This is a genomic window from Hydrogenophaga sp. R2 (assembly GCF_049843595.1).
Lineage (GTDB): Bacteria > Pseudomonadota > Gammaproteobacteria > Burkholderiales > Burkholderiaceae_C > Hydrogenophaga.
Genome location: NZ_JBBHZN010000001.1, coordinates 974,599 through 988,297, shown reverse-complemented (window position 1 = coordinate 988,297; position 13,699 = coordinate 974,599). Strand labels below are relative to the sequence as shown.

Genomic DNA, 13,699 nt, shown 5'->3' with positions numbered 1-13,699 from the left:
CATGGACATCCACCAGATCCTCAAGCTGCTGCCTCACCGTTACCCGATCCTGCTGGTGGATCGCGTGCTGGAGATCGAATCCGGGCAGCGCATCAAGGCGCTGAAGAACGTCACCATCAACGAGCCTTTCTTCACCGGCCACTTTCCGCACCGCCCGGTCATGCCGGGCGTGCTGATGCTCGAAGCCATGGCCCAGGCGGCAGCGCTGCTGACCTTCCACACCCAGGGAGTGGCCCCGGACGACAAGACGGTGTATTACTTTGCCGGCATCGACGGCGCGCGCTTCAAGCGCCCGGTGGAGCCGGGTGACCAGCTCGTGATGGACGTGTCGCTGGAGCGCGCCAAGGCCGGCATCTACAAGTTCAAGGGCACCACCCGCGTGGGTGACGAGGTGGCCTGCGAGGCCGAGCTGATGTGCACCATGCGCACCATCGCCTGAAGCCCGACGGAGACCCGACGTGAGCCTCATCCATCCGACCGCGCTGGTCGACCCGGCCGCCCAGCTCGACAGTTCGGTGTCGGTCGGTCCCTACACCGTGATCGGCCCGCACGTGCGCATCGGCGCAGGGACCACCGTGGGTGCCCATTGCGTGATCGAGGGCCACACCACCATCGGCCGCGACAACCGCATCTTCCAGTTCAACTCGCTGGGCGCGATCCCCCAGGACAAGAAGTACGCGGGCGAACCCTGCGAGCTGGTCATCGGCGACCGCAACACCATCCGCGAGTTCTGCACCTTCAACATCGGCTCGCCCGGTGACAAGGGTGTCACCCGCGTGGGCGACGACAACTGGATCATGGCCTACGTGCACCTGGCGCACGACTGCACCGTGGGCAACAAGACCATCTTCGCCAACAACAGCCAGCTGGCCGGCCATGTGGAGGTCGGCGACTGGGTGATCCTGGGCGGCTTCACCGTGGTGCACCAGTTCGTGCGCATCGGGGCACACGCCATGACCGCCATGTGCTCGCTGCTGTTCGCCGATCTGCCGCCCTTCGTGATGTGCCAGGGCCAGCCGGCCCAGGCCCGTTCCATGAACTTCGAAGGGCTGCGCCGCCGGGGTTTCTCGCCGGAGCGCATCTCGGCGGTGAAGGCCATGCACAAGCATCTCTACCGCGACGACCTCACGCTGGACGCGGCCGCCCAACGCATCGAGGCGCTGACCGCCGAGAAACCCGAGGCGGCGCCCGACGTGGCCATGATGCTGGACTTCCTGCGCGGCACCTCGGCCCAGCGCGGCATCGTGCGCTGAGGTCCGACGTGGGCGATGCGTTGCGCCTGGCCCTGGTGGCGGGCGAGACATCGGGCGATCTGCTGGCGGGCCTGTTGCTGGGCGGGGTTCGTGAACGCTGGCCGCACGCCACCACCGGCGGCATCGGTGGACCGCAGATGCAGGCCCAGGGCTTCGAGGCCTGGTGGCCCAGCGAGAAGCTGGCAGTGCGTGGCTACGTGGAGGTGCTGCGCCACTACCGCGAGATCGTCGGCATCCGCCGGCAGCTGCAGCAGCGGCTGCTGCAGGGAGTCCGGCCCGACCTCTTCATCGGTGTGGATGCGCCCGATTTCAACCTCGATCTGGAAGCCGGCCTCAAGGCCGCCGGCGTGCCGACCATGCACTTCGTGTGCCCCTCGGTGTGGGCCTGGCGGCCCGAGCGCATCGAGAAGATCCGCCGCAGCGTCGACCATGTGCTGTGCATCTTCCCGTTCGAGCCCGAACTGCTGCAGCGCCACGGCATTGCCGCCACCTACGTGGGGCACCCGCTGGCGCAGGTGATTCCGATGGAGCCGGACCGGCTGGCGGCGCGTCGCCAGCTGGGTCTGCCGGACCGGGCGCCGGTGGTGGCCCTGCTGCCCGGCAGCCGCCAGTCCGAGCTGCAGTACCTGGGCGAGCGCTTCGTGCAGGCAGCGGTGTCGATGGCGCGCCAGCGCCCCGATCTGCATTTCGTGCTGCCGGCCGTGCCCGCACTGCGCGCCCGCGTGGATGCGCTGGTGCAGGCCAGCGGGCTGGGTGAACGCATCACCGTGGTCACCGGCCGGTCGCATGCCGCTCTGGCGGCCTGCGACGTGACGCTGATCGCCAGCGGCACCGCCACGCTGGAAGCGGCACTCTTCAAGCGGCCCATGGTCATTGCCTACAACATGAACTGGCTCTCGTGGCAGATCATGAAACGCAAGCAGCTCCAGCCCTGGGTGGGCCTGCCCAACATCCTGTGCAACGATTTCGTGGTGCCCGAGTACCTGCAGGACCGCGCCACGCCCGAGGCCCTGGCCCAGGCCACCCTGCGCTGGCTGGACGACACCGCCGCTGCGGCGGCACTGCAGGCGCGCTTCACCGATCTCCACCACCAGTTGAGCCGGGACACCGCCCGGCTGGCCACCGATGCGATCGCGCAAATCGTCGCTGCCTGAGCAGGCCACGCTGGCCTGGGATGTGCCCGGTCTGGTGGCCGGTGTGGACGAGGCCGGCCGTGGCCCGCTGGCCGGCCCGGTGGTGGCGGCCGCCGTCATCCTGGACGACCTGCGTCCCATCCCCGGTCTGAACGATTCCAAGAAGCTCAGTGCTGCGCGCCGCGAGGTGCTGTTCGACGAGATCCGGGCCAAGGCCCTGTGCTGCTCGGTGGCCGAGGCCTCGGTGGAGGAGATCGACCGGCTCAACATCCTGCAGGCCACGATGCTGGCCATGCGCCGTGCGGTGCAGGGCCTGCGCCTGAAGCCGGCCAAGGTGCTGGTGGACGGCAACCGGCTGCCGCCGCTGGAGGTGCTGGCCGAGGCCATCGTCGGTGGCGACGCCAAGGTGGCGGCCATCTCGGCGGCATCCATCCTGGCCAAGGTCACGCGCGACCGGCAGCTCATCGAGCTGCACCAGCGCCACCCGGAATACGGTTTTGACCGCCACAAGGGCTACGGCACGGCCGACCACCTGGCGGCGCTGCGCCGCCATGGCCCGCTGCCGGTGCACCGGCGTTCCTTTGCGCCGGTGGCCCAGGCCCTCACTGCGTCCGACCGGAGCCCTGCATGACCGAACCCCAGCGCATCACCTCGCGCGACAACCCGCTGCTGCGCCAGTTGCGCCAGCTGGCGCAGGACAACACGGCCTACCGCAAGCAGGGCGCCGTGTGGCTGGAGGGCGATCACCTGTGCCGGGCGCTGCTGGCGCGCGGCCATCGGCCGGAGGTGGCGGTGTTCACCGAGGCCGGCTGGGCCGGGGCAGCGGATGCGCTGCGCCGCGCGGCACAGCGGCAGGTGGTGCTGCTGCCCGACGCGCTCATGGCCGGCATCAGCGGGCTGGAGTCGCCCGCGGCCATGGGTTTCCTGTGGCGGTTGCCGCAGCAGCACGGCGTGCGGGTGCAGGCCCCTGCGGTGGTGCTCGACCGCCTTCAGGATGCCGGCAACGTGGGGTCCATCCTGCGCAGCGCGGCCGCGTTCGGGTTCACGCAGGTGCTGGCCCTGCGCGGCACGGCTGCGCTGTGGTCGCCCAAGGTGGTGCGGGCCGGCATGGGTTCGCACTTTGCGCTGCATCTGGTGGAGGGCCTGGCGGTGGACGATCTGCAGGCGCTGCAGGTGCCCCTGCTGGTGACCAGCTCGCACCTGGGCGACCTGCTGCACCGGGCCGCCTTGCCCTGGCCCTGCGCCTGGGTGATGGGCCACGAAGGGCAGGGCGTGGGCGAGGGACTGATGGCGCGTGCGTCCGCCCATGTGCGGATCGCCCAGCCCGGTGGCGAGGAGTCGCTGAACGTGGCGGCGGCGGCGGCGATCTGCCTGCACGCCAGCGCGGCGGCCCGCGTTGGCTGACGACCCGCTGGCGGCTGCCGCGTTCGATGGGCAGCGCGCGGGGAAAACCCCTCGGCGCGGGCTATAATTCCGCGGTTTACCCGCAATCAGCGCACGCCCAGCGCGCCCCGGCTTCTCACCCCAGGATTTCCCCGCCGCCTTCGGCATCCGGCCTGTCCGGATCCAGCGGAGAGTGGTCCTGCGCGGCACCTGCCGCCGGCGCTCCGGTCCTGCCGCCCCACAACTGGAGAACTCCGTGCTGCCCGTCCACCCGAAAGCCCTTCTCGCGCTCGCCGACGGCACGGTCTTTACTGGCATCTCCATCGGCGCTTCCGGTCAGACCACGGGTGAGGTGGTGTTCAACACCTCCATCACCGGCTACCAGGAAATCCTCACCGATCCGAGCTACTGCCGCCAGATCGTCACGCTGACCTACCCGCACATCGGCAACACCGGCATCAACCGCGAAGACGTGGAAGCCGACCGGGTGCACGCGGCCGGCCTGATCATCAAAGACCTGCCCCTGCTGGCTTCCAACTTCCGCTCGGAGGAGACGCTCAGCGACTACCTGCGTCGCGAGAACACGGTGGCCATTGCCGATCTCGACACCCGCGCGCTCACGCGCCGCCTGCGCACCCACGGCGCCCAGAACGGCTGCATCGTGGCACTCGCTCCCGGCGAAGACATCACCGACGCGCACCGCGCCGCCGCCGTGGCCGCTGCCCAGGCCGCGCCCAGCATGGCCGGCCAGGACCTGGCGAAGGTGGTGTCGGCCAGCGAGCCCTACGCCTGGACCCAGACCGAATGGCAGCTCGGCTTCGGTTACGGCGAACAGATCGCCCCGCGCTTCCATGTGGTGGCCTACGACTTCGGCGTCAAGCACAACATCCTGCGCATGCTGGCCGCCCGCGGCTGCAAGATCACCGTGGTGCCGGCCCGCACCCCGGCCGCCGACGTGTTCAAGCTCAAGCCCAACGGCGTGTTCCTGTCCAACGGCCCTGGCGACCCGGAGCCCTGCGACTACGCCATTGCCGCCGCGCGCGAGATCATCGACGCCGGCATCCCCACCTTCGGCATCTGCCTGGGCCACCAGATCATGGCCCTGGCCAGCGGTGCGAAGACCTTCAAGATGAAGTTCGGCCACCACGGTGCCAACCACCCGGTCAAGGACCTCGATTCCGGCCGTGTGTCCATCACCAGCCAGAACCACGGCTTTGCGGTGGACGAGGCCACGCTGCCCGCCAACCTGCGCGCCACCCATGTGAGCCTGTTCGACGGCACGCTGCAGGGCCTGGCCCGCACCGACCAGCCCGCGTTCTGCTTCCAGGGCCACCCGGAGGCGTCGCCCGGCCCGCACGACATCGGCTACCTGTTTGACCGCTTCACCGCGCTGATGACCCAGGCCCAGGAGAATAACTAATGCCCAAGCGCTCAGACATCCAGACCGTCCTCATCATCGGCGCCGGCCCGATCATCATCGGCCAGGCCTGCGAGTTCGATTACTCCGGCGTGCAGGCCTGCAAGGCCCTGCGCGAAGAGGGCTACCGCGTGGTGCTGATCAACAGCAACCCCGCCACCATCATGACCGACCCGGCCACGGCCGACGTCACCTACATCGAGCCCATCACCTGGCAGACGGTCGAGAAGATCATCGCCAAGGAGCGGCCCCTGGCCACCGGCGGCTTCGCCATCCTGCCCACCATGGGCGGACAGACCGCGCTGAACTGCGCGCTTGATCTGTGGCGCAACGGCGTGCTGGCCAAGTACGACGTGGAGCTGATCGGCGCCACCCCCGAGGCCATCGACAAGGCCGAAGACCGCCTGAAGTTCAAGGACGCCATGACCAAGATCGGTCTGGGCTCCGCGCGTTCGGGCATCGCCCACAGCATGGAAGAAGCCTGGGCGGTGCAGAAGACCGTGGGCTTCCCGGTGGTCATCCGCCCCAGCTTCACCCTGGGTGGCACCGGCGGCGGCATTGCCTACAACCCGGAAGAGTTCGAGACCATCTGCAAGCGCGGCCTGGAAGCCTCGCCCACCAACGAGCTGCTGATCGAAGAGTCGCTGCTCGGCTGGAAGGAGTACGAGATGGAAGTGGTCCGCGACAAGGCGGACAACTGCATCATCGTCTGCTCGATCGAGAACCTGGACCCCATGGGCGTGCACACCGGTGACTCCATCACCGTGGCCCCGGCCCAGACGCTGACCGACAAGGAATACCAGATCCTGCGCAACGCCAGCCTGGCCGTGCTGCGCGAGATCGGCGTGGACACCGGCGGCTCCAACGTGCAGTTCTCGATCAACCCCAAGGACGGCCGCATGGTCGTCATCGAGATGAACCCGCGCGTGTCGCGCTCTTCGGCCCTGGCCTCCAAGGCCACCGGCTTCCCGATCGCCAAGGTGGCGGCCAAGCTGGCCGTGGGCTACACGCTGGACGAGCTGCGCAACGAGATCACCGGCGGCGCCACCCCGGCGTCGTTCGAGCCCTCGATCGACTACGTGGTCACCAAGATCCCGCGTTTTGCCTTCGAGAAGTTCCCCACCGCCGACAGCCGCCTGACCACCCAGATGAAGTCGGTGGGCGAGGTCATGGCCATGGGCCGCACCTTCCAGGAGAGCTTCCAGAAAGCCCTGCGCGGCCTGGAGGTGGGCGTGGACGGCATGAACGAGAAGACCCAGGACCGCGAGACCCTGGAGCGCGAACTCGGCGAGCCCGGCCCGGAGCGCATCTGGTACGTCGGCGACGCGTTTGCCGCCGGCTGGTCGGTCGACGAGGTGCACCAGTTCACCAAGATCGACAAGTGGTTCCTGGTGCAGATCGAAGAGATCGTCAAGCTCGAGCTGGCCATGGACCAGCTGGTGGCCGAGAAGGGTACCGGCGCACTGCAAAGCCTGGACGCCACCACGCTGCGCAGCCTCAAGAAGAAGGGCTTCTCCGACCGCCGCCTGGCCAAGCTGCTGTCCACCACCGACACCGCCGTGCGCCAGCAGCGCCTGGCCCTGGGCGTGCGCCCGGTCTACAAGCGGGTCGACACCTGTGCGGCCGAATTCGCCACCAACACCGCCTACCTGTATTCCACCTACGAGGGCCACGGTGACGCCGAGTGCGAGGCCGAGCCCACCGGCAACAAGAAGATCATGGTGCTGGGCGGTGGTCCCAACCGCATCGGCCAGGGCATCGAGTTCGACTACTGCTGCGTGCACGCGGCGCTCGCCATGCGCGAGGACGGGTACGAGACCATCATGGTCAACTGCAATCCCGAGACCGTGTCCACCGACTACGACACCTCCGACCGCCTGTACTTCGAGCCGCTGACGCTGGAAGACGTGCTGGAGATCGTCGACAAGGAAAAGCCGGTCGGCGTGATCGTGCAGTACGGCGGCCAGACCCCGCTGAAGCTGGCGCTGGGCCTGGAAGCCAACGGCGTGCCCATCATCGGCACCAGCCCCGACATGATCGATGCCGCCGAGGACCGCGAGCGCTTCCAGAAGCTGCTGCACGACCTGGGCCTGCGCCAGCCGCCCAACGCCACCGCCCGCACCGAGGCCGAGGCGCTGGAGAAGGCCGCAGCCCTGGGCTACCCGCTGGTGGTGCGCCCGAGCTATGTGCTGGGCGGCCGCGCCATGGAAATCGTGCACGAGCAGCGCGATCTGGAGCGCTACATGCGCGAGGCGGTGAAGGTCAGCAACGATTCCCCGGTGCTGCTGGACCGCTTCCTGAACGACGCCATCGAATGCGACGTGGACGCCGTGCGCGATGCCTCGGGTCGCGTGTTCATCGGCGGCGTGATGGAACACATCGAGCAGGCCGGCGTGCACTCGGGCGACTCCGCCTGCTCGCTGCCGCCGTACTACCTGAGCAAGGCCACCGTGGACGAGCTCAAGCGCCAGACCGCCGCCATGGCCCAGGGCCTGAGCGTGGTGGGCCTGATGAATGTGCAGTTCGCGATCCAGGAAGTGGAAGAGAACGGCCAGAAGAAGGACGTGATCTTCGTGCTGGAGGTCAACCCGCGTGCCTCGCGCACCGTGCCCTTCGTCTCCAAGGCCACCGGCATCCAGCTGGCCAAGGTGGCCGCGCGCTGCATGGCCGGCCAGACCCTGGACGCCCAGGGCATCGGCGCTGAAGTCACGCCGCCGTACTTCAGCGTGAAGGAGGCCGTGTTCCCGTTCGTGAAGTTCCCGGGCGTGGACACCATCCTGGGCCCCGAGATGAAGTCCACCGGCGAGGTCATGGGTGTGGGCAAGAGCTTCGGCGAGGCCTTCGTGAAGAGCCAGCTGGGGGCCGGCACCAAGCTGCCGCGTTCGGGCCGCGTCTTCATGACGGTCAAGAACGGCGACAAGCCGCGTGCCGTGGAAGTGGCGCGCCAGCTGGTGGAGCAGGGCTTCGAGCTGGTCGCCACCCGGGGCACCGCCGCTGCCATCGCAGCCGCCGGCATCCCGGTGCAGACGGTGAACAAGGTGGCCGAAGGCCGCCCGCACATCGTGGACATGATCAAGAACGGCGACATCGCCCTGGTCATCAACACGGTGGAAGAGCGCCGCAACGCCATCACCGACTCCCGCGCCATCCGCACCTCGGCCCTGCTGGCCCGCGTGACCACCTTCACCACCATCGCCGGCGCCGAAGCGGCGGTGGAGGGCATGAAGTACCTGGACCAGCTGGATGTGATCTCGGTGCAGGAGATGCACGCGCAGCTCTGAGGCCTCCCGGCCGGCGCCCGCCGGCCCCTGCCTTTCGCGGCATAATGCCGCGTTAATGAACACCGCCGAGCGGCAACGCCCGGCGGTTTGCTTTTGGAGACACCCACATGGCCACCATCCCCATCACCAAGCGCGGCGCCGAGAAGCTCAAGGAAGAGCTGCACCGCCTGAAAACCGTGGACCGCCCCGCGGTCATCAATGCCATCGCCGAGGCGCGCGCGCAGGGTGACCTGAGCGAGAACGCCGAGTACGACGCTGCCAAGGACCGCCAGGGCTTCATCGAAGGCCGCATCGCCGAAGTCGAGGGCAAGCTGTCGGCCGCACAGATCATCGATCCGTCCACGGTGGACGCCGGTGGCCGGGTGGTCTTCGGTGCCACGGTGGATCTGGAAGATGAGGACAGCGGCGCCAAGGTCACCTACCAGATCGTGGGCGAGGACGAGGCCGACCTCAAGCTGGGCCTGGTCAACATCAGCAGCCCGATCGCCCGCGCGCTGATCGGCAAGGAAGAGGGCGACACCGCCGAGGTGCAGGCCCCGGGCGGCGTGCGCCGCTTCGAGATCGTGGCGGTGCGCTACGTCTGAGCGCCATGCTGCAGCGCCTGCCCCTGATGCTCGCTGCCCTCTGGTGGGGCGGCATCAGCGCCCTGAGCTTTCTGGCGGTGCCGCTGCTGTTCGCTCAACTGGGCAACCCGGCCGTGGCCGGGCCGGTGGCGGCCAAGGTTTTCTCGCTGCAGTGCTGGGCTGGTGTCGTGATCGGCGGCCTGCTGCTGGTGCTCATCAAGCGGGACAAGCCCACACCCGAGGCCTTCAACACCCTGGGCCTGGTGTGCCTGGCCATGTTGCTGGCGCTGGTGCAGGAATTCGGTGTGGCCCAGAAAATCGTCACCGCACGCGCCAGCGGCGGTGACCTGCGCCTGTGGCACGGCGTGGGCAGCCTGATGGTGCTGGGACAGTGGTTGTGCGCCGGCGCCATCCTTTGGCGGTTGTCCCGCCAGCCGTCCGACACGCAATGAAGTGGCCCAGGGCACCGCGGAACCGGCTCAGCCGGGCCGCCGGTGCCGCCCCCTCAGGGGGTGACGCCGCAGGCGGCGCGGGGGGGATCAGCTTCTTTCTGCCGATTCCAGCGTGTTGACCATCAGCATGGTGATGGTCATGGGCCCCACGCCGCCGGGCACCGGCGTGATCCAGCCGGCCACGTCCTTCACGCCGTCGAAGTCGACATCGCCGCACAGCTTGCCGGCGTCGTTGCGGTTCATGCCCACGTCGATGACCACGGCGCCCGGCTTGACCATGTCGGCGGTGAGCACGTTGCGCTTGCCCACGGCGGCCACGATCACGTCGGCCTGCAGGGTCTGGGCCTTCAGGTCCCGGGTGGCGCTGTGGCAGATGGTCACGGTGGCGTTCTTCTGCAGCAGCATCAGCGCCATGGGCTTGCCCACGATGTTGCTGCGGCCGATCACCACCGCGTGCTTGCCGCGCAGGTCGAAGCCGATGTGCTCCAGCATCTTCATGCAGCCGTAGGGCGTACAGGGCCAGAAGCCGGGCATGCCGGTCATGAGAGCGCCGGCACTGGCGATGTGGAAGCCGTCCACGTCCTTGGCCGGGTCGATGGCCTCGATCACCTTCTGCGCGTCGATGTGTGCCGGCAGCGGCAGCTGGACCAGGATGCCGTGGATGGCCGGATCGCGGTTCATGGCATCCACCCGGGCCAGCAGCTCGGATTCGGTCAGGGTGTCGGCCCAGGTCTCCAGCATCGAATGCATGCCGGTGTCCTGGCAGGCCTTGACCTTGTTGCGCACATAGACCTGGGAGGCCGGGTTGTCGCCCACCAGGATCACGGCCAGGCCGGGTGTGACGCCCCGGGCCTTGAGGGCCTGGACGCGGGCGGCCACATCGGCGCGGAGCTGGCGGGAGAGGGCGTTGCCGTCGATGAGTTGTGCGGTCATGCCTTGGCGGGCGTCTGGCCCAGAGCGATCTTGAGCAGGTCGGCCACGGTGTTGGCGCCCAGCTTTTCCATGATGTTGGCGCGGTGGGCTTCCACCGTCTTGATGCTGATGCCCAGATCGTCGGCGATCTGCTTGTTCAGGCGGCCGGCGACGATGCGCTCCAGCACCTGGGCCTCGCGGCTGGTCAGCTTGGACAGCAGGGCGTCGCGGCTGGCGGCCTGCTGGTGGGTGGCGAAGGCTTCGCGCGCGTGTTCGAGCATGCGTTCCACCAAGCTCACCAGCTGGTCTTCCTTGAAGGGCTTCTGGATGAAGTCCAGTGCGCCCTTCTTCATGGATTCCACCGCCATCGGCACGTCGCCATGGCCGGTGATGAACACGATGGGCAGCGGGGACTGGCGTTCCAGCAGGCGCTCCTGCAGTTCCATGCCGCTCATGCCGCCCATGCGGATGTCGGCGATCAGGCAGGCGACTTCGCGGGCGTCGTACCGGCTGAGAAACGCTTCGGCAGATTCAAAGCAGCGGACCCGGAAGTCCTTGCCTTCCAGCAACCATTGGAGGGAATCGCGAACGGCCTCGTCGTCATCGACGACATAGACGGTGCCTTTTTTGGGGATCAGACTCATCTCGCTCTTTCGGTGTCCGTCAGGGTCTGCGCGGCCGCTGCGTCGGCGGCCTGCGGTTGTAGTCGCGAGGCGATGGGTATCCAGAAGCTGAAGCAGCAACCCACCACATCCTCGCCATTGTAGAGGTTCTCCACCCGCATCCTGCCGTGGTGGGACTCCACGATGCTGCGGCACAGCTTCAGGCCGATGCCCATGCCCTCGCTCTTGGTGCTGTAGAAGGCCTCGTAGATGCGCTCGATCATGTCGGCGGGCACGCCCTTGCCGGAATCGCGCACTTCGAACTCGATCACGTCCTGGTCGTCGTGCCGGCGCGGACCGACCCGCAGCTCCACGTAGCGCTCGCCCGGTGGCCGGTTGGCCTCGGCAATCGCCTCCCCGGCGTTCTTCATGAGGTTGATCAGCACCTGCTCGATCAGGATCGGGTCGACCATGAGCGCCGGCAGCCGGGCCGCCACATAGGACGTCAGCCGCACCTGCTGGCGCCGCAGTTCGATGTCGGCCAGCTCGATGGCGTTGCTCACCATCTGCGCCACGTCCGACAGCATGGGGTTGGGCTCGCTGCGTTTCACGAAGGCCCGGATGCGCTGGATGATCTGGCCCGCCCGCTGCGCCTGCCGGGACGTCTTCTCCAGCGCGGCCAGCAGGTCGTCGGTGCTGATGCGGTCGTCCTTGAGCCGCGAGATCATGCCGTTGCAGTAGTTGCTGATGGCGGTCAGCGGCTGGTTGAGCTCGTGCGCCACGCTGGAAGCCATTTCGCCCATGGTGATCAGGCGGCTGGCGGTCTGGGCACGCTCGGACTGGCGGGCGGCCAGTTCCTCGGCGTTGCGCCGGGGGGTGATGTCGCTGGCAATCACCATCTGGGCCAGGCGCCCGTCCACCCAGGTGAGGTAACGGGTGCGCACCTCCAGCCAGCGGTCGAGTTCGGGGGCGAACACCTCGGCGTTCTCGGCGCCGGCGTCCGTCAGCGTCTCGGTGGGCATGCCGGCAAAGGCATCGACCGCATCGCCATCGTCCGGGGACGGTTGCGGCTGGTGGCCGGCCAGGTCCACCAGCCGGCGGTGCCCGTGGCCCCGGGTGCCGAACCACAGGCGGTACATCTTGTTGGCAAACAGCAGCTCGTCGCTGCCCAGGGGGGCCACCGACACGGCGGAGTCCAGCGACTCCAGCACCGTGGTGAAACGCTCGTAGGAGGCCGACAGTTCCTCGCGCACCCGCTTGGGCTCGGTGATGTCGGTCATCGAGGTCATCCAGCCGGTCTGCACGCCCTTGGGGTCCACCAGGGGCGACACGTACATGCGGGCATCGAAGATGGTGCCGTTGCGCCGCTGCACCCGCACCTCGAAGCCGCCCGGGGTGGATCGGCCATTGAGTTCGTCTTCCAGCCGGGCCAGCAGCAGGTCGTGGTCGCTCTCGGGCCAGTACGGGAACGGCGCGGTGCGGCCGACCAGCTCGGCCTCGGTCCAGCCGGTCATGGAGCAGAAGGCCGGGTTCACATAGGTGATGCGGCCCTGCATGTCGAGCGCGCGCATGCCGGTGAGCATGGAGTTCTCCATGGCGCGGCGGAAGTTGGTCTCGGTCATGAGCGCCTGCTGGGCCTGCACGCGCCGACGGGTGTGGCGCCAGGTGCCCAGCAGCATCCACACGGTGAGCACCGACAGGGCACCGATGACCCAGAAGAAGCCGGTGCCGACGATGTCCTGCGAGGTGCGGTAGCCCTGCGCCTTGAGGATGAGCCCGTTGCCCACCGGCGAGACCGGCACCTCGTGCTCCATGGGCGGATTGGCCCAGGGCAACAGGCGCAGCACGGTGTTGGGCGTCTGCAGCGTGCCGGCCAGCACCTGGCCGCTGTCGTCGACCAGCGCCACGGCGTAGCGGGCCATGATCTCCGGCGGCATGCCGAAGCGCATGAGGCCGTCCACCGAGTACTCGCCCATGACCGTGCCGTTGAAGCGGCCCTGCTCGGTCAGCGGCACCTGCAGCATCAGCGTGGCGTTGCGCGGGTTGTTGCCCATGGGGCGCGAATAGATCGGCTGGCGCAGGTCGCGGGCCAGGTCGAAGGAGCCGTCGGTCTCGGCCGGGCTGAGCGTGGTGCCGGTGGGGCGGATGAGGTCGGGCGGGGCGCTGGGCGAGGCGTAGCTGGCCTGCACGTTGCGGCGCCCGTCGACCCAGCTGATGGCCAGCAGCTCGGGAAACTGGCTCACCAGGGTCTCGGCCTGGAAGGTGAATTCCTCGGTGTCGATCTCGCGGTTGTCGATCTCGCGCGCCAGCCGCATCAGCTGTTCCTGCCGCTCCAGCAGGCGCAGCCGCAGGCGCTGCTGGGCGTACTCCACATCGCGGGTCACGGCCTCCTGTTCGCGCTCCAGCTCCTCGTAGCGCAGATAGGCAATTGCCACCACGATGGCGGTGAGGAACAGCAGCACCGACAGCAGCGGTGCCAGCGTGGCAAAGCGGTCCTGGCGCGAGGGCGGCAGGCGCCGCCACCAGCGTTTGATCCAGGGCACCGAGGCCGGTTGAGGAGAGGAATTCGTGACCACCGGGCGAGTCTACGTGAGGGCCTGCGCGGGTCCGGCGTCGGCGTGACACATCCTTCGCAGTTCGCAATATGAAATCACCATCCGGATATTGAAACGGCTTTTGATCTGTGAAAGAATGCCGCCGTTC

At 68.2% G+C, this 13,699-nt stretch carries 12 protein-coding genes; 9 read left to right on the top strand and 3 right to left on the bottom strand.

Annotated features, from left to right (window positions below; translation table 11 throughout):
* The first annotated feature begins 1 nt into the window (after nucleotide 1).
* From fabZ to WD026_RS04655, 9 genes are all read left to right on the top strand, one after another.
* Nucleotides 2-439, top strand: a complete 438-nt coding sequence (fabZ, locus tag WD026_RS04695; protein ID WP_425722481.1) for a 3-hydroxyacyl-ACP dehydratase FabZ — start codon at nucleotides 2-4, stop codon at nucleotides 437-439.
* Nucleotides 440-458: 19 nt separating this feature from the next.
* On the top strand, nucleotides 459-1,253 hold the full coding sequence (lpxA, locus tag WD026_RS04690; protein WP_425722480.1) for an acyl-ACP--UDP-N-acetylglucosamine O-acyltransferase: 795 nt from the start codon (nucleotides 459-461) through the stop codon (nucleotides 1,251-1,253).
* Between the two features lie 8 nt (nucleotides 1,254-1,261).
* A complete protein-coding gene (gene lpxB, locus WD026_RS04685; protein WP_425722479.1) occupies nucleotides 1,262-2,407 on the top strand; it encodes a lipid-A-disaccharide synthase in 1,146 nt (381 codons plus the stop codon).
* Entirely contained in the window at nucleotides 2,379-3,017 is a 639-nt protein-coding gene (gene rnhB / locus WD026_RS04680; protein WP_425722478.1) for a ribonuclease HII, read from the top strand. The genes lpxB and rnhB overlap by 29 nt, the downstream gene beginning before the upstream one ends.
* Nucleotides 3,014-3,790, top strand: coding sequence for a TrmH family RNA methyltransferase (locus tag WD026_RS04675; RefSeq protein ID WP_425722477.1), 777 nt, complete (start codon nucleotides 3,014-3,016; stop codon nucleotides 3,788-3,790). Before rnhB ends, WD026_RS04675 begins: the two co-directional genes overlap by 4 nt.
* Before the next feature lie 235 nt (nucleotides 3,791-4,025).
* The gene (gene carA, locus WD026_RS04670) at nucleotides 4,026-5,189 is read left to right on the top strand and encodes a glutamine-hydrolyzing carbamoyl-phosphate synthase small subunit (protein WP_425722476.1); all 1,164 of its coding nucleotides are present in this window, start codon (nucleotides 4,026-4,028) and stop codon (nucleotides 5,187-5,189) included.
* A complete protein-coding gene (carB, locus tag WD026_RS04665; protein ID WP_425722475.1) occupies nucleotides 5,189-8,467 on the top strand; it encodes a carbamoyl-phosphate synthase large subunit in 3,279 nt (1,092 codons plus the stop codon). Before carA ends, carB begins: the two co-directional genes overlap by 1 nt.
* A gap of 107 nt (nucleotides 8,468-8,574) precedes the next feature.
* Nucleotides 8,575-9,051 carry a transcription elongation factor GreA gene (gene greA / locus WD026_RS04660; protein WP_086119566.1) on the top strand — a complete coding sequence of 159 codons (477 nt, stop codon included), beginning with the start codon at nucleotides 8,575-8,577 and terminating at the stop codon, nucleotides 9,049-9,051.
* 5 nt (nucleotides 9,052-9,056) lie between these two features.
* Nucleotides 9,057-9,482, top strand: a complete 426-nt coding sequence (locus WD026_RS04655; protein WP_425722474.1) for a DUF4149 domain-containing protein — start codon at nucleotides 9,057-9,059, stop codon at nucleotides 9,480-9,482.
* Nucleotides 9,483-9,569: 87 nt separating this feature from the next.
* Here WD026_RS04655 and folD read toward each other — a convergent pair whose 3' ends face one another.
* The 3 genes from folD to WD026_RS04640 are packed head-to-tail and all read right to left on the bottom strand — an operon-like array spanning nucleotide 9,570 to nucleotide 13,572.
* A complete protein-coding gene (gene folD / locus WD026_RS04650) occupies nucleotides 9,570-10,415 on the bottom strand; it encodes a bifunctional methylenetetrahydrofolate dehydrogenase/methenyltetrahydrofolate cyclohydrolase FolD (RefSeq protein WP_425722473.1) in 846 nt (281 codons plus the stop codon).
* Complete coding sequence (locus WD026_RS04645) at nucleotides 10,412-11,038, bottom strand: response regulator transcription factor (protein ID WP_425722472.1); 627 nt, start codon at nucleotides 11,036-11,038, stop codon at nucleotides 10,412-10,414. The genes folD and WD026_RS04645 overlap by 4 nt, the downstream gene beginning before the upstream one ends.
* Entirely contained in the window at nucleotides 11,035-13,572 is a 2,538-nt protein-coding gene (locus WD026_RS04640) for a PAS domain-containing sensor histidine kinase (RefSeq protein ID WP_425722471.1), read from the bottom strand. Before WD026_RS04640 ends, WD026_RS04645 begins: the two co-directional genes overlap by 4 nt.
* Nucleotides 13,573-13,699 lie beyond the last annotated feature (127 nt).